The organism is Streptomyces sp. NPDC006879 (assembly GCF_042869595.1).
Lineage (GTDB): Bacteria > Actinomycetota > Actinomycetes > Streptomycetales > Streptomycetaceae > Streptomyces.
On sequence record NZ_JBIAGC010000034.1, the window covers coordinates 1 to 20,039 of the forward strand.

The 20,039-nt window shown below is 70.6% G+C and carries 15 protein-coding genes; 3 read left to right on the forward strand and 12 right to left on the reverse strand.

Translation table 11 applies throughout. From position 1 onward, the window contains the following. Window positions 1-153 precede the first annotated feature (153 nt). The 3 genes from ACFYMC_RS22145 to ACFYMC_RS22155 all read right to left on the reverse strand — a co-directional run bounded on the left by ACFYMC_RS22145 (window position 154) and on the right by ACFYMC_RS22155 (window position 2,671). Window positions 154-558 (reverse strand): hypothetical protein, encoded by a 405-nt coding sequence (locus ACFYMC_RS22145; protein WP_388528045.1) that lies wholly within the window; start codon window positions 556-558, stop codon window positions 154-156. Window positions 559-849: 291 nt separating this feature from the next. Further along, entirely contained in the window at window positions 850-2,082 is a 1,233-nt protein-coding gene (locus ACFYMC_RS22150; protein ID WP_388528048.1) for an MFS transporter, read from the reverse strand. Window positions 2,083-2,218: 136 nt separating this feature from the next. Then, window positions 2,219-2,671: a carboxymuconolactone decarboxylase family protein gene (locus ACFYMC_RS22155; protein WP_388528051.1), complete on the reverse strand. Its 453-nt coding sequence runs from the start codon at window positions 2,669-2,671 to the stop codon at window positions 2,219-2,221. A 46-nt stretch (window positions 2,672-2,717) separates the two neighbouring features. On the opposite strand from ACFYMC_RS22155, the gene ACFYMC_RS22160 reads away from it, so the two are divergent. Then, the gene (locus ACFYMC_RS22160; RefSeq protein ID WP_388528054.1) at window positions 2,718-4,292 is read left to right on the forward strand and encodes a PLP-dependent aminotransferase family protein; all 1,575 of its coding nucleotides are present in this window, start codon (window positions 2,718-2,720) and stop codon (window positions 4,290-4,292) included. A gap of 111 nt (window positions 4,293-4,403) precedes the next feature. Here the strand turns inward: ACFYMC_RS22160 and ACFYMC_RS22165 are convergent, their stop codons facing one another. The 9 genes from ACFYMC_RS22165 to ACFYMC_RS22205 form a co-directional block, all read right to left on the reverse strand. Next, entirely contained in the window at window positions 4,404-5,966 is a 1,563-nt protein-coding gene (locus tag ACFYMC_RS22165; RefSeq protein ID WP_388528056.1) for an FAD-dependent monooxygenase, read from the reverse strand. Then, window positions 5,959-7,539: a class I adenylate-forming enzyme family protein gene (locus ACFYMC_RS22170; RefSeq protein ID WP_388528058.1), complete on the reverse strand. Its 1,581-nt coding sequence runs from the start codon at window positions 7,537-7,539 to the stop codon at window positions 5,959-5,961. The genes ACFYMC_RS22165 and ACFYMC_RS22170 overlap by 8 nt, the downstream gene beginning before the upstream one ends. Window positions 7,540-7,588: 49 nt before the next feature. Further along, entirely contained in the window at window positions 7,589-9,541 is a 1,953-nt protein-coding gene (locus tag ACFYMC_RS22175) for an anthranilate synthase family protein (RefSeq protein ID WP_388528060.1), read from the reverse strand. Then, the gene (locus tag ACFYMC_RS22180; protein WP_388528061.1) at window positions 9,538-10,161 is read right to left on the reverse strand and encodes an isochorismatase family protein; all 624 of its coding nucleotides are present in this window, start codon (window positions 10,159-10,161) and stop codon (window positions 9,538-9,540) included. Before ACFYMC_RS22180 ends, ACFYMC_RS22175 begins: the two co-directional genes overlap by 4 nt. A gap of 96 nt (window positions 10,162-10,257) precedes the next feature. Then, window positions 10,258-11,028 (reverse strand): 2,3-dihydro-2,3-dihydroxybenzoate dehydrogenase, encoded by a 771-nt coding sequence (locus tag ACFYMC_RS22185; RefSeq protein WP_388528063.1) that lies wholly within the window; start codon window positions 11,026-11,028, stop codon window positions 10,258-10,260. A gap of 21 nt (window positions 11,029-11,049) precedes the next feature. Beyond that, complete coding sequence (locus ACFYMC_RS22190) at window positions 11,050-12,222, reverse strand: 3-deoxy-7-phosphoheptulonate synthase (RefSeq protein WP_388528065.1); 1,173 nt, start codon at window positions 12,220-12,222, stop codon at window positions 11,050-11,052. A gap of 376 nt (window positions 12,223-12,598) precedes the next feature. Next, entirely contained in the window at window positions 12,599-13,228 is a 630-nt protein-coding gene (locus ACFYMC_RS22195) for an NAD(P)H-dependent oxidoreductase (RefSeq protein WP_388528067.1), read from the reverse strand. Between the two features lie 112 nt (window positions 13,229-13,340). After that, a complete protein-coding gene (locus tag ACFYMC_RS22200; protein WP_388528069.1) occupies window positions 13,341-14,858 on the reverse strand; it encodes an IS701 family transposase in 1,518 nt (505 codons plus the stop codon). An 81-nt stretch (window positions 14,859-14,939) separates the two neighbouring features. Then, window positions 14,940-17,384: a BTAD domain-containing putative transcriptional regulator gene (locus ACFYMC_RS22205; RefSeq protein ID WP_388528071.1), complete on the reverse strand. Its 2,445-nt coding sequence runs from the start codon at window positions 17,382-17,384 to the stop codon at window positions 14,940-14,942. A gap of 251 nt (window positions 17,385-17,635) precedes the next feature. On the opposite strand from ACFYMC_RS22205, the gene ACFYMC_RS22210 reads away from it, so the two are divergent. Continuing rightward, the gene (locus ACFYMC_RS22210; protein ID WP_388528073.1) at window positions 17,636-18,583 is read left to right on the forward strand and encodes an LLM class F420-dependent oxidoreductase; all 948 of its coding nucleotides are present in this window, start codon (window positions 17,636-17,638) and stop codon (window positions 18,581-18,583) included. A gap of 252 nt (window positions 18,584-18,835) precedes the next feature. Further along, window positions 18,836-19,957, forward strand: coding sequence for an LLM class flavin-dependent oxidoreductase (locus ACFYMC_RS22215; RefSeq protein ID WP_388528074.1), 1,122 nt, complete (start codon window positions 18,836-18,838; stop codon window positions 19,955-19,957). The last annotated feature ends 82 nt before the right edge of the window (window positions 19,958-20,039 follow it).

Genomic DNA, 20,039 nt, shown 5'->3' on the forward strand with positions numbered 1-20,039 from the left:
AGTCCTCGATCTGCGCGACCGTCAGCGATTCATCACACAGTCAGCCCAACGACCAAGGCGACGACCAGTCACATCACATGCGGTTGCAGTACTAGTCGCCTGCGGCGGCGGCGACGCCCCGCACCTGGCCGGTCCCGGGGCGAGGGACGGTCCTTAGACCTTGCTGCCGTCGACGTTCACGACGGTGCCGCGCTTGAACGGGAACTCGGTCTGCCCGAACTGCTTGTGGATGGCGTAGGTCGAGTCCGACTTGTGGCTGCCCAGGGCCAGCAGGTAGACCATGGTGATCTCCTGCTTGGCGTTCTTCTCGACGTAGTAGAACACCGTCACGCTGTTGTCCTTGCCCTTGGCTCCGGCGCTCGCGTGTTTGATCTGGATGTTGGCCTTGCCGTCCACGGTGGTGGTGAGACAGGCCTTGCCGCGGTCTAAGAAGACGTCGTTGAGGGCCTGCTTGGCGCTGGCTTCCCTGGTCTTGTCGTTGTCGATGCTCTTGAGGACGTAGGCCTCGGCGGACTTCTGGCGGTCGCTGGTGAAGTTCGCGTAGCTGACGATCGACATGGTGTGTCCCTTCTCTGCCGTGAGTGGCCTCCGGCGGGAGGTTCTCGGCTCTGCCGGGGGCCCTGGTGGTGAGGGGCTGTTGCCCTGCTCGCCCCTCGTTGGTTGCTATCAAAGGGCTTGGTCATCAACAGCTGATGAACGGTTGCTGTACGGCGCCAACGAAGGCGCGGGCGGTCGGGACCCCGGCGGAAACGACAAACACCGGGCGGGGCTCCGAGGGTTCGGAGCCCCGCCCGGCTTCCCACCCCACCCGCGGGGGAATTGGGTGTGGAGCGGGAGCTGGGGGGTTGGCTACTGGGCCGCGTGGCTTTCCTTGCCGATGTTCTGGCCGGCGGACCGGCCGCCCTTGCCGGCCACCACCAGGAGGGTCAGGATCGCCATGCCACCACCGATCCAGAGCACGCTGGTGGTGGAGATCCCGTCGACCGCGAGTCCGCCGAAGAGGGCACCCAGGGCGATGGAGAGGTTGAAGGCGGAGACGTACAGGGAGGAAGCCGCCTCGGTGGCCTCCGGGGCCGCGTCGAGGATCCAGGTCTGGAAGGTCACCGGAACCGCCCCGTAGCCGAGCCCCCACAGGACCAGGATCAGTGCGGCGGAGACGGTGCCCTCGCCGAGGGTCGCCAGCAGCACCATGGCGGTGGTGAGGACGACGGCGATACCGAGAACGGTCTGGCGCAGCCGCTTGCCGATCAGGGCGCCGGCGATGAAGTTGCCGGTGATTCCGGCGATTCCGAAGGTCAGGAGCAGTACGCCGATCATGCCGTCGCTGACGCCGTCGCCCTGGAGGATCGGGCGGACGAAGGTGTAGGCGAGGAAGTGGCCGGTGATGACCAGGAAGGTCATGGCCAGGCCCACCCGGACACCGGCGTTGCCCTTGAAGACCTTGGGCAGGTCCGAGAAGCCGATGGTGCGCTCGGCGGGCAGCTTGGGCAGCAGGAAGAGCATGCAGGCCAGCGACACCAGGCCGAGGATGCCGACGGCGGCGAAGGCGGTGCGCCAGTTGCTGAGGTCGCCGATGAAGGTGCCGGTGGGCACGCCGAGCACGGATGCGGTCTCGACACCGCCGAAGATCACCGCCGTGGCGCGCGGCACGTGCTTCTCGGGTACCAGGCGCAGGGCGATGCCGCCCGCCAAGGACCAGAAGCCGCCGACGCTGATGCCGATCAGGAAGCGGGCCACCAGGACCACGGCGAAGCTGGTGGCGAAGGCGGAGGCCAGATTGGCCAGACCGACCAGGGCGATGAGCACGGCCAGCACGATGCGCCGGTCGATCTTGCCGGTGGCGACGGTCACGAGGGGGGCGGAGATCGCGGCCACCAGACCCGGAACGGTCACCATCAGGCCAGCGGTGCCCTCCGATACGTCCAGGGCGGTGCCGACCGGGGTGAGCAGGCCGACGGGCAGCAGCTCGGAGGTCATCAGGGAGAAGATGCCCAAGGTCACGGCCAGGACGGCGAGCCAGCCCTTGAGGGGGGAGGGCTCATTGCTGGTGGTGGTGGGCGCCGGGGTTTCGAGGGTGGTCACGACTTCAGTCCTTCGTCAGAAGTGGCGTTGCGTGGCGTGTGGGCATGCCACGGGCGGTGGCCCAGCGCTCGATGGCCACCGCCCGTGTGGTCGCTGCTGTTCGGGAGGGGAAGCGGGTGGTGCTCGCCCGTTCGCTCTACTCGGTGCCGGGGGTCTTGCGGGTGGCGACGTTCATCCGGTTCCAGGCGTTGGTGGTGAAGATCAGCGCGATCAGCTGCGCCAGTTCCTTCTCCTCGAAGTGCTCGGCCGCCTCGGCGTACACCGCGTCGGTCACGCCCTCGGGGAGGTGGGTGACGGCCTCGGTGAGGGCCAGGGCCGCGCGCTCCTTGGCGGTGAAGAGCGAGGACTCCTCCCAGGCGACGAGCTGGTAGATGCGTTCCTCGGACTCGCCGGCCTTGCGGGCGTCGTTGGTGTGGTAGTCGATGCAGTATGCGCAGCGGTTGATCTGCGAGGCGCGGATCTGGACCAGCTCCAGCAGCACCGGGTCGAGGCCCTCGCGGGCGGCGGCGTCGAGGGAGAGGACGGCCTTGAAGACCTTGGGGGCGACGGCTGCGAAGTTCATGCGCTCAGGCACCTGAAAAGTTGTCATGCCAAAAATGTATGCGCCGAATCGGCCCGGAGTAGGGTGCATTTCTATGGCAGAAACATGGGTCAATTCTCGACGCGGAGGACCGCGGCCCTCATCCGACCGCAGTCGCCCCGCTTCCGGGCCAGACCGCTCTGACCTGCCCGGATCGGCCAGTGAGCCCGCCGCCCCGGAGGGCTCCACGGGAGGCAGCGATCTCCATCTGGAGCTGAGTGGCGAAGGCAGCAGGCGCACCCAGCTGATGCATGCGCTGCGCGAAGCCATCCGCTCCGGTCGCCTCGCCCCAGGCACCCGACTGCCGCCCTACCGGACCTTGGCCACCGACCTTCACCTCGCCCGCAACACGGTCGCCGAGGCCTACGCCGAACTGGTCGAGGAAGGCTGGCTGGCGGCTCGTCAGGGCTCCGGTACCCGCGTGGCCCGGCGGGCCGCACCCCTCCAACCGGACGGGCGGCGCGGCGGCCCAGCCCGGCCGACGGCCCGGCGCAAGGTGCATGATCTCCAGGCGAGTTCGCCGGACGCGGCGGCCTTCCCCCGTACGGCATGGCTGAGTTCGGCCCGCAAGGCACTGGCCGCCGCTCCGAACGAGGCCTTCGGCGTCGGTGACCCGCGTGGGCGGGTGGAGCTGCGGCGCACTCTCACCGAGTATCTGGCGCGGGTGCGCGGGGTACGGACCGAACCGGACCGGATCATCATCTGCGCCGGGTTCGCACACGGCCTGCGCCTGCTCGGGGCGGTGCTGGAGGGTTCGGTCGCCGTGGAGTCCTACGGCCTGGGGTTCCACCGCGGCATCTTGGCGGAGGCGGGCCGGGGCACCATCCCGCTGACCGTGGACGGGCACGGCGCGGTCATCGAGGAGTTGCCCCGCTCGGGAGTGTCGGCGGCACTGCTCACCCCCGCCCACCAGTTCCCCACCGGTGGGCCTCTGCACCCCGAACGGCGTGCGGCCGTCATCGACTGGGCGCGCTCCACCGGCGGGCTGCTGATCGAGGACGACTACGACGGGGAGTTCCGCTACGACCGGCAGCCGGTCGGTGCGGTGCAGGGCCTCGATCCGGAGCACACCGTCTACCTCGGTTCCGCCAGCAAGAGCCTCTCTCCGGCGCTGCGCCTGGGGTGGATGGTCCTGCCCGGATGGCTGGTCGACGAGGTCCTCGCGGTCAAGGGCGACCGGGAGATGTGGTCGGGGGTGGTGGACCAGCTGACCCTCGCCGACTTCATCGCCTGCGGTGCCTACGACCGGCACCTGCGCAAGATGCGGCAGATCTACCGTCGCCGCCGGGACCTGTTGGCCCGGCGGCTGGCCGAACAGGCCCCACACATCAAGGTGAGCGGCATCGCCGCCGGGCTGCACGCGGTGCTCGAACTGCCCGAGCACACCGAGGAAGCGGCGCTGCGCGCCGCCCGCCGCCAGGGCCTGGCCCTGGACGGACTCGGGGCCTACCGGCATCCGAACACCGCCATGCCCGCGCGGGACGGTCTGGTCATCGGCTACGGCACCCCGCCGGACCACGCCTTCTCCGCAGCCCTGGACGCCCTGCTGATCGCCCTGCCCGAACCGCCGCGCGCACCGGACCCCGAAGCGGCCCGTCCCACCCGCAGGCCGGCGCCGGGCAGGCGGTGAACGGGTCCCGTCGCCCGATCCGCCGCGGGCCGTCGGCGGTCACCGGACGCCGCGAGCCCGCCACCTCGAAAGGGGCGGGCTCGGCTGGCGTGATGGTGCGGGTGCGCGGGGTCAGAGGGCGTCGGGGACGAGGAAGGCGTCGAGTTCGGCGGTCAGGCGGGACAGGTCACCGGGGTGGCCATGGGCCGCGATATGGGCGTCGGGGCGGATCAGGTGGTAGCCGGGGCGGGCACACAGTCCGCGGGTGCGCCCGAGGTGGCGGACGCGTAGCTGCGGCCAGCGGACGGCGGCGCGGCGGGCCTCCGCGGCCCACCGGGAGTCCCCGGTGGGGGCCCGCAGCAGCAAGGTCCAGCCGGGGACTCCCGCATCGGGCCCGGCCAGGCCCAGGTCCAGCGCGGCCGGGCGGGGCAGGACCGCTCCTGGCCGCGCCGTACCCGGGAGCAGGCAGGGTCCGCCGGTTGGCCGTTGGGTGGCCCGCTGCGGGGAGTAGGCCAGGCGCCGGCCGGCCATCACCGGGGCGTAGAGCCGTGCCGCCGCGCCGGTGCGGTCCAGGAACTGGAAGGTGCGGTCGCGGAGGGCGACCCGGCGCGGGGTGCGGGCGGTCAGCGCGCGGGTGTGGATGTCGGTGTCCCGCACGATGCGGCTGGTGGCCTCCACCCGCTCCGGGCTGTAGGTGGATAGCAGGCCGACCGGCGACCTGCCCTGGATGACCGCCGCCAGCTTCCACGCCAGGTTGTGCGCGTCCTGAAGGCCGTTGTTCATGCCCTGTCCGCCGGCGGGGCTGTGGACGTGGGCGGAGTCGCCGGCGAGGAAGACCCGGCCGCGTCGGAACTCCGTGGCCCGCCGTGCGTGCACTCTGAAAACGGTCTCCCACACCGGTTCGGTGATCCGCACCCCGCGGGGGCCACGGGTGTCGATCAGGCGCTGCATGGCGCCCCGGCTCATGGTGGTGCTCTGCGGCATGACCGTCAGGAACCGGAAGACGCCCTCTCGTTGTGGCACCACCACCAGAGTGCCGGAGGTGCTCTGGTAGTAGGAGATCTCGTCGGCGGGCAGGTGACCTTCGATGTGGGTGTCCAGCAGGGCGAAGGCCAGCTCGTAGGTCGAGCCTTCGAAGCCGATGCCCAACTGCCGGCGGACGGCGCTCCCGGCGCCGTCGGCACCGATGACGAACGGCGCCGCGAAATGCTCCACCAGGCCGTCCCCGTGTTCGAGCACGGCGGTGACCGGGCTGGTGGACTCGATCCGGTCGGAGAAGTCCACGTCGTCCAGGCACAGTAGCCGCACCCCGCGTTCCACCTTGCCGCCCAGGGAGTGCAACCGTTCGGTGAGGATCCGTTCGGTTTCGTACTGGGGCAGTTGCCGGGCCGCCAGATCGTCCGTGAAGGTCAGCGAGGCGACCGGGCGGCGATCGGAGAGGTAGCGGAAGGCCCGGATGGGGAGGGAGGCACGTTCGACCTCCTCGCCCACACCGAGGTCGGTGAGGATGTCCCGGACCCGTGGCCACAGGGAGAGGGCCTTGGGCACGGTGGCGGGCCGTTCGTTTTGGTCGACGATCCGGACGCGGACGCCCTGGCGGAGTAGTTCGCAGGCGGCCAGAAGGCCCGTCGGTCCCGCTCCGACGATCAGTACGTCCACGTCACGGCCCGGATCCCCGGGGACCCGGTCACCCATCGAGGCCTCGCAGGGCCGCGGCGGCCAGCCGGGCGGAGAGCTCGATCCGCTGCACCTTCATGGTGGCCGTGCGGGGAAGTTCGGACAGCTTCATCTGCACGGGGTCCGCCAGCTGCGGCCACTCGGCGGTCGCGGTCTTCCAGCGGGCCAGGTCCAGCGGCAGGTCCTCGCGGGTGCAGAGCACCGGCACGCCCTCCTTGGCCGGTCCCGGGACGACGACGAGTTCGGTGAGCTCATCGAGCCGGCCCAGGACGGTGTCCTCGATCTCCAGGGTGGAGGCGATGCCGGGGATCGAGTCCACCTCGCGGTCCAGCAGGTGCAGGCAGCCCTCCTCGGTCCGGTAGCCGAGGTCCATGCCGCGCCACCAGCCGCCGTGCACCTGGGTGTCGTAACGCTCCCGCTCGCCGAAGTAGCCGAGCGCCCGCCCGGCGGCCTGCACGTCGATGTAGCCGGGGTTCTCCCGGGTCACCGGCTGCCCGTTGCGGCTCACGAGCCGGAACTTGGTGTCGCTGGGGAAGGCGTAGCCCTGGCAGCGCCCGTCGGCACCGGCCGCCGTCTTACGGGTGAAGCCGCGGCCGACCAGGGGTCCGGTCTCGCTCTGGCCGTAGATCTGGTAGAAGAGCGGCGAGCTGCGGTCGGTGGCGTGCAGCAACTTGTCCATGGTGCTGGGGTGGATGGCGTCGAAGGTGGTGCTGAAGTACTTCACGTTCGACAGGGGCCGCAGCGGGTGCTCGGTGAGTACCTCCCACTCCATGAAGGAGTTGGGGTGCGATTCGATGAAGCCGGGGCGGGTCTCGGCCCACAGGCGGGCCACGGCTTCCGGTTCGGCGTCGTTCATGATGACCATCCGGTTGCCCCGGGGCAGCAGAACGGCGAGGGCGAGGGGCATCCGCGAGTGTACGTAGGAGACGTGCAGGGCGACCGTCTCCGTCTCGCGGATCATGTCGAAGAGCTTGGCCTGCGGACGGTAACGGCCGTGCAGGGTGCGGGCAGAGTGCACGACCAGCTTCGGCAGACCGGTGGTTCCGGAGGTGTGTGTCATCAGCGCCGGCAGGTCCGGGTGGGGGACGACCGGTTCCTGCCGGGGGGCGCCGGCCAGGTCCGTCAGACTGACGGTGCCCGGACGTGAACCCGCCACCAGGATCACCTCGGCGGTCAGTTCGGCCAGCGGGGCGTCGGCGAAGGAGCCGTCCAGTTTCGCGGTGTCGGTGACCAGGTACGGACCACCCAGCCGTTCCAGCAGCGCCAGCACGCTGGCCGCGTCCAGGTACGGGGAGAGCTGCACGGGTACCGCGCCGAGCCTGGCCACGGCCGAGGAGAGGATGTTGATGTCGAAGCCGTTGGACTTGTGGAGGGCGACGTGCTCACCGCGGCGCACCCCCGCCGCGTACAACCGGGCCGCCATGTCGTCGATGTGTTCGGCGAGTTCGGCGAAGGTCAGCTTGCGGCCGGCGTCCGGGAGCAGGTCCATGTCGTGGTCGAGGACGATCAGTTGGTCGCCGTGGGTCTGCGCGGCGCGCTCGGCCACCAGGCCCATGTAGAGGCCCTTGTCGCTGGACTGGACGGGAAGCATCGGGAAACTCCTTGTGACGGGTGGAAGGGGAGAGGAGGCGTGCGCCCGGTCAGACGGGTACCGAGACCGAGGCCAGTACGTCGCGCAGGAGGCCGGCGACGATCCGCGGCCCGTCCTGCGTGAGCACCGACTCGGGGTGGAACTGGAGGGAGGCGAAGTGCGGTCCGCGTAGTGCGTGGACCTCTGCGCTGGCCGGGTCGCGGCTCACCTCGACCACGCCGACGCCCTCGCACTCGGCCTTCTCCTCGTCCCATCGCGCGGCGAAGGTGTTGTAGAAGCCGACACGGGCGGGCGAGCCGAACAGGTCGATCTCCCGTTGCACGCCCTGGTTGGGCACCTCCCGGCGGGCCAGTTCGAAGCCCAACTGCCGTGACAGGACCTGGTGGCTGAGGCAGACCGAGAGGAACGGCCGACGCTCGGCCAGCAAGCGGCGTATCGCTCCCGTCAGGTGGGCGATCTTCGGGTGCGCCTCCTCGCGCGGGTCCCCGGGGCCGGGGCCCATGACGACCAGGTCCCAGTCCTCGAAGGCATAGGGTTCGTCGAAGCGCCGCACCGCGACTTCCAGGCCCAAGGAACGCAACTGGTGGGCGATCATGGCGGTGAAGGTGTCCTCGGCGTCGACGACGAGCGCCCGTCGCCCGGCCAGGGTCGGTTCGGGCCGCACCCGCTGGCCCTCGCCGGCCAACCAGAAGCCGGCGATCGTCTCGTTGCGGCGGGCCAGGGCGCTTTGCACTTCGGGGTGACCGGAGAAGCGGGTCGGACCTCCCGACTCCAGTGCTGCGATCAGGCCGGCCGCCTTGGCCCGGGTCTCGGCGACCTCGGACAGCGGGTCGGAGTGGCGGACCAGGGTGGCGCCGACGCCGATGCGGACGCATCCCGCGCGGTCGATGTCCGCGGTGCGGATGAGGATCGCGGAGTCCATCTCGCGGGCGCCGCGCTCGTCCCGGCCGATCAGTGCGAGGACTCCGCTGTAGTAGCCGCGGCCGTGCGGCTCGTACCTGTTGATGACCTTGCAGGCGCTCTCCAGCGGGCTGCCGGTGACCGTCGGAGCGAACAGCGTCTCGTGCAGGATCTGTCGCGGGTCCCGATCCGTCTGGCCCTCGATGAGGTACTCGGTGTGGGCCAGACGTGCCATCTCCTTGAGGTAGGGGCCCACGACTCGCCCACCACCCTCACAGACCCGGGCCATCATCTTCAGTTCCTCGTCGACGACCATGTAGAGCTCGTCGGTCTCCTTGCGGTCGGCGAGGAAGTCCATCACCTCCGGCAGGGTGGGCCCAGTGGCGGGGTAACGGTAGGTACCGCTGATCGGGTTCATCACCGCGGTGCCCTCGTGCACACTGATGTGCCGCTCGGGCGTGGCCCCGACGAAGGTGCGCTCCCCGGTGTGGACGATGAAGGTCCAGTACCCGCCGGACTCCTGCTCCAGCAGGCGGCGGAACAGGGTCAGGGCGGAGCGTGGCTCGTAGGCGCTGATTTCGGTCGTGTACGAGCGCTTGATGACGAAGTTGGCTCCTTCGCCGGTGCCGATCTCATCGGCGATGACCCGGCGGACGATGTCGGCGTAGTCCTCGTCGCTGATGTCGAACTCGCCGCCGCTCAACCGGATCGGCTGGTCGCCGATCAGGTCCGCCGCCTCGGACAGCGGTACGTGGCCCTGCTCGGTGACGGTGAGCGCGATCAGCGGGGAGCCGTCGTCGGCGCAGGCGTAACCGCGTTCGCCGATCTGCCGGAAGGGCACCACCACGAGGGACTCGTGGCGGGCCCCACCCGCCGTCGTCGCCTCGCCGTGCGCCGCCGGCGGGTCGAGGGGCACCTCGGCCAGCGTGCGGGGCGTGCTGATGTCCCCGAGGAGCACCTCCAGCACTCCCGGACCGGTTACGGCCGGGCGGTGCAGCAGTGCGAACGGCGGCGGTTTCGGGAGCAGGATCCGTGAGAGGAGCTCACTGCCGGTGGGGCGGCCCTCGGAGGCGGGGTGCCCCGCGGGAGCGACTGCGGTCATACCAGCGCCTCCTTGGCGGTGGTCACCACGGCGCAGCGCTGTGCGCCGTAGGAGAGTGTCATGCGGTGGTCTTCCTCGCTGAAGTCGGCGAGGGCGTCGGCGACGAGGAAGGTCTCGATGTCGTGGGTGAAGGACTCCACCGCGGTGGCGAGCACGCCGACGTGCGCGTACACCCCGCAGATGAGGAGTTGGTCCCGTCCGGATGCGCGCATCCGGGCCAGCAGGTCGGTCTTGTGGAAGGCGCTGTAGCGCCACTTCGTCAACAGCCAGTCCTCGGGGCGGGGGGCCAGCGGTTCGACGACCTCGCGGTCGGCGGGTGCGGTACGCATGCCCGGTCCCCAGAAGTCCTTGAGCAGCCCCCGCTGGCTCTCGGTCATGCCACCGGGCTGGGCGGTGTAGGCGACCGGGATGCCGAGTTCGACGGCACGCTCGCGCAGCAGGGCGGCGTTGCGCACCAGGTCGGTGCGCAAGGTGCTCGGCAGCGGCGCCAGGAAGTAGCGCTGCATGTCGTGGACCAGCAGCACCGCGCGGGCCGGGTCTACTTTCCAGGCAGCGGTGTTGACGGGCAGATCTCCCGATGTCGGCATCGGGTAGGGCTCGATGGTCGGGATGCCGGCCATGACGTCCTCTCGTTGCTCGAAGTGTTCGATGGAATGTGGCGCTCTGGCCCTGCCAGATGTCCCTCGGGGCTCCGGGCGCAGGCGGATGCGGCTCCGTCAGCCGCCCAGAGACGCGCCCCCGTCGACGGTGAGGGTGTGCAGCGTGATGTGAGAGGCCTCGTCGGACAGCAGGAAGACCACGGCCTCGGCGATCTGCGTGGGCTGGGCGAGCCGGCCGAGGGGTATGCCGACCCGGAAGGCGTCGGCCCGCCCCTCGATGGTGCCCCGGGGCCCTGAGTCGTCCTCCCACATGGAGTGCAACATCGGGGTGTCGGTGGAACCGGGGGCAACGACGTTGCAGCGGATTCCGTGCCGGGCCACTTCCAGGCCGAGGCTCTTGGTGAACATGGTGGCCGCGGCCTTGGAGGCGGCGTACGCGGACATCCCGGTACGTGGAGTGGTGGCGGCGTTGGAGGCGACCGTCACCAGTGCGCCGCGTCCCCGGGCGGCCATCCGGTTCACCACGGCGCGGGAGACGTGGAAGACGCCGGTGGCGTTGACCGCGAAGGTCGCGTTCCAGTCCTCGTCGGACAGTTCGCGTGCCTCGCCGAGCCGGAGCACGCCGGCTGCGTTCACGAGGTGGTCCAGTGGGCCGAACTCCCGCTCCACCGTCGCCACCGTCTCCTCGACGTCGGCGCTGCGGGTGACGTCGATGGGGAAGGCCGCCGCCTTGACGCCTTCGGCGGTGAGCTCCTCGACGGCCCGGCCGAGCTGCTCGGGGTCACGGTCGACGGCGGCCACCCGGACCCCGCGCTGGCCCAGGGCGCGGGCGACGGCGATTCCGATGCCGCCCGCCGCGCCGGTCACCAGGGCGATGGAGTCGTCCATGGGTCGTGCACCTCCTTGGGTTCAGTAACTCCAGCTCGATACGACGGAGATGGCCTGGCCCGGATTGAGCCGCGGGTCGCAGAAGCTGGTGTAGAAGTGGCCCACCCGGTCCATTCCGGAGGGGTCGGCGGCACACTCGGTGACGGCGTCCGCGGTGGTCTCCAGGTGGAAGCCGCCGGCCGTTCCGCCGGCTGCCGTCACCGCGTAGTGGAAGGCGACCGCTTCCCTTTCGACGGTCTCCACCAGGCGGGTCTTGAGTCCTTCGGGCGTGGTGATGGTGTTGCCGTGCATCGGGTCGGTCAGCCAGATCACCGGGTGCCCTGCCTCCCGGACCGCGGTCACCAGCGGCGGCAACACCTCGGGTACCTTGTCGGCGCCCATTCGGGCGATCAGCGTCAGCCGGCCGGGAGTCCGCTCGGGATCCAACCGCTCGCAGAGCGCGAGCAGTTCACCTGGGGTCATGCTCGGCCCGACCTTGCAGGCAACCGGGTTGGCGATCTGTGATAGCAACTCCAGGTGTGCTCCGCCGAGTTGGCGGGTTCGTTCACCCAGCCACGGCCAGTGGGTGGAGGTCAGGACGAGCTCGCCGCGCTCGTCCCGGCGGACCATGGGGACTTCGTAGTCCAGGAGTAGGGCCTCGTGGCTGGTCCACACCCGGGGGTCGATGTCGGCGCCGGCGTGGCCACCCCGCCAACCCAGGTTGCGCATGACGTCCTCGGCGGCCATGTACCCGGTGAGCAGGCGCAGCGGGTCAGGGCGACGGCTGTCCGGATCTGCTTCGGGCCCGTTGACCATATGGCCGCGGAACACCGGAAGTTCGGCTCCGTCGATGGTTTCGGTCGGGTTGGAGCGGGGCTTGGCGTACTGGCCGGCTATCCGGCCCACCCGCAGCACCGGCTTGTTGGTGATCAGTCGCAGGGTGCCGGCCAGAAGGTCCAGGACGGCCGCCTTGCGGGCGACGTGCTCGCTCGTGCACTCGTCGGGGTCTTCGGCGCAGTCTCCGGCCTGGACCACGTGGGCCTCGCCCTCGGCCACCCGCGCCAGGAGCCGGCGCAGTGCGTGGACGTCCGCCCCGTCCACCAGCGGTGGGCGGGCGAGGAGTTCCTTCCTGACCCGGCTGAGTTGCGCGGGGTCGTCCCAGTCCGGCTGTTGCAGTGCGGGTTTGAGCCGGACGTCGAGCAGGCTGTTGTCCATCAGACCTTCTTTCGAGGGGGCCACCGGCAGTCGCCGGTGGGGGAAGCGAATCCCTGGATCGGATCCGTGGAGCCCACCGGCGGCCCGCGCCCGGTGGCCGTGGCTGCCCAGCACGAAGCGCCCAGTGGAGGCAAGGGCTGCATCGGGCAGGTGGAGGTGAGCGGCTCGGACCGCCACCGGCCACGAGTGGGTGGTGCGAGAAGGCGTCGAGGTCCACCGCTCCGCCTCGTGGGCCCAGCTCGGTGCCGGCGCGGCACGGGCCCCTGGCGGCCACCGGGCAGGGCGAGGGTCCGGGGCGCAGGCCCTCAACGGGTGGGAGCTCCCACCGGTCGGGCCCGGCACCGGGAGCAAGGTCCCCGGCGCCGGACGCGGTCGGTCAGGCCGATGCCAGGCCGCGGACCAGGGCGGAGGCGATCTCCACGGTGCGGCGGGCCTGGTACTCGATGGCCGCGAGGTTGTCACCGTCGACGTTGTTGGCCTCGTTGCGGGAGACGCTGCTGACGCCGTAGGGGTTGCCGTTGGTCGGGGCAAGCTGGATCGGGTCCGCCACACCGGGCGGCACGATGATGGCGCCCCAGTGGTAGAAGGCGTTGTTCAGGGACAGCAGGGTGCTCTCTTGGCCGCCGTGCAGGGTGGCGGTCGAGGTGAACGAGGACATCACCTTGTTCAGCAGCCCGCGCTTCGAATGGAGCGGGAGTGTCTGGTCGATGAACTGCTTGAGGGAGGCTGCGGGAAGCCCGTAGCGGCCCGGGGTTCCCCAGATCACCGCGTCGGCCCACTCCAGGTCGTCGAGGGTGGCCTCGGGGATGTCCGCGACGGCGTCCAGGTGCTCGGCCCAGGCCGCGTTCCAGGTGTCGTTGCCCGGCACGATGGTTTCGGTGCTGAGCTCCGCGGTGCGGCGCAGCCGCACCTCGGCTCCCGCCTTCTCGGCCGCCTGGGCGGCGGCCACGGCGAGCTGGTGCACATTGCCCTGGGACGAGTAGTAGATGACGGCGACCTTGGTCATGTCGGGGGTGCTCCTCCGGAAATGTTCGAATCGGGTGGCCCGATCCTGTGCCGAAGCTGCCACCCCGGCCAACGGGCACCGCCACGATCCGTCAATTGCCGTGCCCCATACGTCAGGTTCGTTGCCATGGTCCGTCAGGTCGATCGGCGTCCCGGTGCAGGCGGTACCTCGATGGTGCGTCGGGTCCGGCCACCACGGTCCGGGCCGCCGAGGACCCGTAGGACGGGGCCGGTGGCGGAGCGTAGGGGGCCAGTGGGGAACGCAGGTGCGCGGTCGCGGCCGGTGCCACGGTGGGGTGTGCGTGGTGGTTGTTGGGGCGCCCGCTGAGCACGGCGATGGCGTGGGCGGCGGAGGCGAGCGTGGCGTGCCGGTGCCATCCGGTGAAGGAGCGCCCGGAGAAGTCCCGGATTCCCACCTGGTCCGCTATTTCGGTCAGGTCCCGGTCCACCCGGTGGGTGAGGCGGATGAGTTGGAGCAGCTCGGCGGGGCGCAGCGAGGTGAGGTCGGTGAGCCACAGCTCGGCGGGCCACTGTCCGCCGACGGCCACTCCCAGCAGCAGGAGCTCGGGGGCCCGGCCGGGTGGGGAGGAGAGGGCGGGGGCGGTCCGGACGGCCTGCCCAGCGGGCCCGGGGCGGCGGGTGTCGGCGGTCAGGGTCGCTCCGACGGCGACCAGTGAGGCCGTCCGGTCGCTCTCTGCGTCTTCCGGTGCGGGGGGACGGCGCGGATCGAGATGGCGCATGTGCCAGACGGTCGACATGATCTGCTGCGCCGTCATGCTCGCTCCCCGCCTGGGGAATACGGCTTCGGTGACGGTCAGCCGGACGGAACCGGACACCCGTAGCAGCATGGGTGTGCCGGCGGCGCGCAGTCGGTGCACGGTGGCCAGGACGTCGGCTTCCCGGGCGTCCATGACCAGGGGCCGGATCGGCAGGCCGGACCCGCGGATCATCCCCAAGTAGGCCTCGACCGAGCATTGTTCGAGGCTTTCGGGCAGGGTGCTCTCGGGGATCGCGGCCAGGTTGCGTCGGCGCTGATCCTCCAGCCAACGGCTGGACAGGTGCAGTCGCCAGCTGAGCGGGCTGCTCCAGTCCGGCGCTGCCGCCCATACTCCGACGGCTTGCTGGGCGTTGATGACCTGGCCCAGTTCCGGCACGAAGCGGCGTTCCACACCGACCGAGGTCTCGCCGGCCTTCGGGATGATCATCGGGTGGACGACGTAGGCCTGCGGGGGCGCCACCCGTTCGATGTGCTGGGCCAGCGCGCGTCTCACCGGAGCCCAGTCCCATGTGGAGCTGGAGATGAAGTGGTGCAGGCTCTGTTCGGCGGCGTCACCGCCGATGAGGGCGGCGATGTTGCGAATGGACTTGCGTCCTTCGGCGCCGAGCAGGCCACGGACGTAGTGCATGGCCTTGCGCCGCTGGTCACTGCGGGGCATGGATGAGAAGAGCCCGGAGAAGAGCTCGAAGGTGATGGTGTCCTCCGGGCCGGGGTCGGCGCTGTTCCCGCCCGCGGTACCGGCAGTGGTGCCGTGCAGGCGGCCCGGTCCGGTTGGGCGTGGCCGGTCCGAGGGCTCGCCCCAGCCGTGGCCGTCCTGCCCCGACCGTTCGTGTCGCAGGATCGTGCTCCTCATGGAAGTCTCCCCTCCGGCCGGGTGGTCGCCCTGCCAGCTGACTGCCTGTGTCGGCCGAATGGCCGATGCAGGTATGCAGCCTCATCGGGATCGACCAAGGGGAGGCCAAGGATCGGGAAGAGGACGTTCCACGGGCGGACGCGTGGTGAACACGGTGCGGGTGGCGGCTCCCGAGTACGGGGTCAGTTCCACCGTCTCGCCCGGTTCACCTGCGTGTGCGAGGCGGACCAGCTCCGGTATCCGGAAGGCCGCGGCCGTGGTCACCGTGCCGCTCACCCCAGGTGGGTGGGGGCTGTCCAGCTCCACCGCGTGGTGGTCCATCAGGCTGCCGAGTATCTGCTCGGCGGCGCTGGCGGGCATGCCCAGGAGCTGGGCCATGTCAGGTAGGGCGAAGGACCGGGGCCCGGACCGGCTGAGCAGCGCCAGTGCCTGCTGGGCGGAACGGGGCAGCCTGGCCCCGGCCGAGGCCACGTGCGCCAGTACGTCCCAGGCACCTGTGCGCAGTTCTACCCGGCGGCGGCGTCCGTCCGCCAGCCGAAGTGCGAAATCGGCCACTGACCACATGGGGCGACCGGCGAGCTTCTCGGCCGCGGCCCGTACGCCGAGCGGGAGTCCGCCCATCAGTCGGACGATCTGACGGACCGCTGCGGGGTCTTCGGCGGCGCGCCCCGGGCCGAGGACTGAGGCGAACAGTGCCGCCCCGTCCTCCGTGGTCATCGGCGGTAGGCCGAGATGGCTGGCGCCCGGTAGGCCGGGTAGCCGGACCCGTGAGGTGACCAGCACCGTGCTGTCGCTGCCGCCCGGTAGCAGCGGCAGGATCTGGCCGGCCGAGGCGGCGTCCTCGACCAGCAACAAAACGGCCTGGCCGGCCGTGTGGTGTCGGAACCGCCGGGCGAGTTCGTCCACGCCGCCGGCGGAGCTGTGCCCCGAGTCCAGCTGTAGGTCGCGCAGGAAGGAGCGCAGGACGAGGGCGGGGTTGACGGGAGCGTCGCCTTCCCCGTGCAGCCGCGCGTACAACTGGCCGTCGGGGAACCGGGCACTGAGCAGGTGGGCGGCGCGGACCGCGAGGGTGCTCTTTCCCGCCCCGATCCCGCCGAGGACGGTGACTACCCGTGGAGAGTTGCTCCGTCCGGGCCCCGGCCCGTGCCCGGCAAGCGCCAGCAGCCGGTCCAGCTCGCGTCGGCGACCCACGAAGTCAGGTGTGTCGGGCGGCAGTTGTGTCAGCGGCGCCGGTCGTGCTGGGGGTCGGTAGCCGAATCCGGGCGGTGGGCCGTGGCGGGCCGGTCCGTAGGTGAAGGCGCCGGCGGGGGAGCGGTGTACGGGTACCACCTCGTCCGTGGGGCCGACTGCGTACTGCGGTGGCTGTCCCTGGCCGACGGTCCCGTGGTGTGCTTCTTCGGTGGGCTCTTCGAGGACGGGCAGGGCCGTGTGGCGGTGGTCCTCGTCCGGCGTCGGGGCGGATCGGCCGGCGGAGCGGCGCTCCGCGGGGCCCTCGCCACGGCTCTCGGTCCGGGCGACGTTCGGCGGAGGGCAGGTTGTCGCCGAGGCGGTGGAGGAGTGCGGACCTGCCTCCTGTGAGGGGATCGCGCCGGGGGCCTCGGGTGCGATGGCCGGGCGGGGCCCGGTTCTGGTCGGTGCCGCGACGGGGGTGCCCCGGGAAGGGGTCCGGTGCGGGGTGCCGGAGGAGGGCGCCTGAGCGGGGGGTGCGGCGGGCACGCGGGCGCGTTGCCTTGGAAGGTCGCGGGGGGCGCCGGCGGTCAGGACCTCGCGTTGGAGGTCGCGCAGCCAGTCGGAGGGCTCGATTCCGAGTTCTTGGACGAGGGCGCGCCTCAGGCGCGTGTAAGCATCCAGCGCGGTGGCGCGCTGTCCGGCCGACTGTGCGGCGATCATGAGGTCGGCGGCGAAGCGTTCGTTCAGCGGGTGGTCCGCGGCCAGTTGGCGGAGTTCGTCGAGGAGCTCACGGTGCCGGCCGAGCTGGAGGTCGGCTTTGACGCGCAGTTCCAAGGCGGTGATCCGGGCGGCTTCTATCCGGGGCGCGCGGACGCAGAGTTCGGGTCCGAAGGAGATGTCGGCGAACGCGTCGCCGCGCCAGAGCGCGAGGGCCTTGCGCAGGTCCTGGGCGGCTTGTTCGGGCTGTCCTTCGTCGAGCGCGGCTCGGGCCCGGGTGACGAGGCCCTCGAACTCCCACAGGTCGACCTCCTCCGGGAGCAGGCGCATCAGGTAGCCGCTGGGTCGGGTCTGTAGGCGTTCGACGCCGCCCGGTCCGGGGGCGCGGGTGAGGGCGCGGCGCAGCTGGTACACGTAGGTCTGGACGGTTTTGCGGGCCAGTCTGGGCGGGTCCCCTTCCCATAGTTCGGCGATCAGGGTGGTCAGTGATACCTGGCGGTCGGCGCGTAGGGCGAGCATGGCGAGGACCCGCCTGACCTGCGGGGCGGTGGGGGTGCGGTCCTCTCCGTCGAGGTGGAGTTCCAGCGGGCCGAGCACCCCGACCCGCAACCTCGGCTGCTGCCACGCTGTGGTGTCCATCAGACCTTCCTTCGAGGCTTGGCCGCCGATGGGGAGCCCACCGCTTGGTGATGGGCCCGTTCGAGTCGGTGCCGCTCTGGTGGGTCGGCCCCCGGCTGAACCAGGGAAAAAACATACCGGCATGGCGGTTTCTGTTCGGTCATTGCCCGCCTCCGCCCCCTTGCCTGACGAGGTGTCAGATAGAAGCATGGGGCGGTCACCGCAGGTGGAGGCCGCACGGCACGGTGGTGCCGGCAGAGGGTGAGGCAGTCATGGCGCGCGTGTTCCCCGAAGGGCGGTTGGCCTACGGGATGCAGCTCCCGGTTCAGTCGCAGAGCGGCCTGTACGCCGAGCGCTGGGAGGCGGCGGCGGGCCCCGAGGACCTCGTCGCCGTCGCCCGCGCGGCAGACCGGTCCGGCTTCGGCTATCTGGCCACCTGTGATCACGTCGCCATCCCGCGTCGACTGGCGACGGCGATGAGCGCGGTCTGGTACGACCCGGTGGCCACCCTCGCCCATCTCGGCGCGGTGACCGAAAACCTGCGACTGCTCAGCCATGTCGCGATCGTGGGGCTGAGGCACCCGCTGGTCACAGCCAAGCAGTACGCCACCGTGGACCAGCTGTGCGGTGGCCGGCTGGTCCTGGGGGTCGGCGCCGGCCACGTACCGGAGGAGTTCGAGGCTCTGGGGGTGCCCTTCGCCGAACGCGGAGCCGTCCTCGACGAGTCGATCGATGCCCTGCGGGTCGCTCTCGGGCCGCAGGAGTACCCGTCCTTCCGCGGCGAGCGGTTCGCGTTCCAGGGGCTGGGGCAGCTTCCGCGCCCCCTCCAGTCGCGGGTTCCGATCTGGGTCGGCGGCTCTTCGCCGGCTGCTCTGCGCCGAGCTGCGGTGCGGGGCGACGGTTGGCTGCCGCAGGGCGACCCCCGCGAGGAACTCCCGGCCCAGATCGCTCGGCTGCGCGGCTTGCGGGAGCGGGCCGGGGTGGCGGAACCCTTGGAGGTCGGTGCGATCACCGAGCCGCTCTACGTCGGCCGACCGGGCTGGGACACCGGCCCGCGCACCCTGACCGGACCGGCCGAGGAACTGGCCGCCTCGCTCCGTGCCTACGCGGACATGGGGGTCGATCAGATCCAGGTCCGCTTTCGCAGCCGCAGTCGGGAGGAGCTGATCGACCAGGTAACCGCCTTCGGGCGGGAGGTGGGTCCTCTGCTCGCCACGTGAGGGTGGGTGTGGGAGCCACGGGCGCGGGTGGTGCCGGCGGAGGTGCTCGATGACTCCGGCCGGTGTGCCTCGATGTCGGTCGCGGGGCGGACCGGTCGTCCATGGCGGCGGCCGGTCGGCCGGGCCGGCGTCGTGGACGGGTGCTTCCGCTGCCGCCGACGGCTCGTCGGCTCTTGACGCCTCAAGTCGGCGGTGGAACAGTCAACCCATCGATCTGACGGAGCGTCAGAAACAAAAGGATGGTGAATCCCCTTGGAATTCGGGCTCTTTGTGCAGGGATACGTTCCCCAGGCGCGCTCTCAGGTCGACCCGGAGGCGGAACACAAGGCGTTGGTGGAGGAGACCGAGTACGTCATCCAGGCCGACCGCTCCGGCTTCAAGTACGCCTGGGCCTCGGAGCACCACTTCCTGGAGGAGTACTCCCACCTGTCGGCGAACGAGGTCTTCCTCGGCTACCTCGCCCACGCCACCGATCGCATCCACCTCGGTTCGGGCATCTTCAACCCGTTGTCCGCCGTCAACCACCCCGTCAAGGTGGCTGAGAAGGTCACCATGCTCGACCATCTCTCCCAGGGGCGCTTCGAGTTCGGTACCGGCCGAGGTGCGGGCAGCCACGAAATACTCGGCTTCCTGCCCGGCATCACCGACATGAACCACACGAAGGAGATCTGGGAGGAGACCATCGCCGAGTTCCCCAAGATGTTCCTCCAGGACGAGTACGAGGGCTTCCAGGGCAAACACTGGTCCCTGCCCCCGCGGAAGGTGTTCCCCAAGCCGTACGGGAAGTCCCACCCGGCCATGTGGTACGCCGCCGGATCGCCCTCCTCCTACGCGATGGCCGCCAAGAAGGGCCTGGGCGTGCTCGGCTTCAGCGTCCAGAAGGTCTCCGACATGAGTTGGGTGCTGGAGCAGTACAAGACGGCGGTCCAACAGGCCGAGCCGATAGGCGCCTTCGTCAACGACAACGTGATGGTGACCACCACCGCGATCTGCGCCGAAACGCACGAGGAAGCTGTTCGGATCGCTGTCGCAGGCGGCCTTAACCGCCTGCAGTCCCTCGTCTTCCGGTACCACGACACCTTCCCGCGCCCCGAAGGCATCCCGGAGTGGCCCGAAACGCTGCCCGCCTACAACGAAGAGATCATCGAGCTCCTCATCAGCGAGGAGCTGATGATCTGCGGCGACCCCGACGAGGTCACCCGTCAGTGCCGTCGCTGGGAGCAGGCCGGCGCCGACCAACTGTGCTTCGGGCTGCCGATCGGCGTCCCGTACGAGGCCACCATGAACACGATCAAGCTCATCGGGGAGCACGTGATCCCGAAGATCGACACTGATCCGGTGCACCGCACCACCCGGTTCCGGCAGTCCACCTGAGGCAACGGCCGGCCCCGGCCGCACCGAAGCAGCAACGCGCCGCCGACCCGAGGCGTCCCCGAGGACTCCCGCGGCTCGGCCG

What these genes read in the sequence shown, in the direction of transcription:
- ACFYMC_RS22145 (WP_388528045.1), bottom strand. Translation starts at nt 558, where the DNA reads ATGTCGATCGTCAGCTACGCGAACTTCACCAGCGACCGCCAGAAGTCC.
- ACFYMC_RS22155 (WP_388528051.1), bottom strand. Translation starts at nt 2,671, where the DNA reads ATGACAACTTTTCAGGTGCCTGAGCGCATGAACTTCGCAGCCGTCGCC.
- ACFYMC_RS22160 (WP_388528054.1), top strand. Translation starts at nt 2,718, where the DNA reads ATGGCAGAAACATGGGTCAATTCTCGACGCGGAGGACCGCGGCCCTCA.
- ACFYMC_RS22165 (WP_388528056.1), bottom strand. Translation starts at nt 5,966, where the DNA reads ATGGGTGACCGGGTCCCCGGGGATCCGGGCCGTGACGTGGACGTACTG.
- ACFYMC_RS22170 (WP_388528058.1), bottom strand. Translation starts at nt 7,539, where the DNA reads ATGCTTCCCGTCCAGTCCAGCGACAAGGGCCTCTACATGGGCCTGGTG.
- ACFYMC_RS22175 (WP_388528060.1), bottom strand. Translation starts at nt 9,541, where the DNA reads ATGACCGCAGTCGCTCCCGCGGGGCACCCCGCCTCCGAGGGCCGCCCC.
- ACFYMC_RS22180 (WP_388528061.1), bottom strand. Translation starts at nt 10,161, where the DNA reads ATGGCCGGCATCCCGACCATCGAGCCCTACCCGATGCCGACATCGGGA.
- ACFYMC_RS22185 (WP_388528063.1), bottom strand. Translation starts at nt 11,028, where the DNA reads ATGGACGACTCCATCGCCCTGGTGACCGGCGCGGCGGGCGGCATCGGA.
- ACFYMC_RS22190 (WP_388528065.1), bottom strand. Translation starts at nt 12,222, where the DNA reads ATGGACAACAGCCTGCTCGACGTCCGGCTCAAACCCGCACTGCAACAG.
- ACFYMC_RS22195 (WP_388528067.1), bottom strand. Translation starts at nt 13,228, where the DNA reads ATGACCAAGGTCGCCGTCATCTACTACTCGTCCCAGGGCAATGTGCAC.
- ACFYMC_RS22200 (WP_388528069.1), bottom strand. Translation starts at nt 14,858, where the DNA reads ATGAGGAGCACGATCCTGCGACACGAACGGTCGGGGCAGGACGGCCAC.
- ACFYMC_RS22205 (WP_388528071.1), bottom strand. Translation starts at nt 17,384, where the DNA reads ATGGACACCACAGCGTGGCAGCAGCCGAGGTTGCGGGTCGGGGTGCTC.
- ACFYMC_RS22210 (WP_388528073.1), top strand. Translation starts at nt 17,636, where the DNA reads ATGGCGCGCGTGTTCCCCGAAGGGCGGTTGGCCTACGGGATGCAGCTC.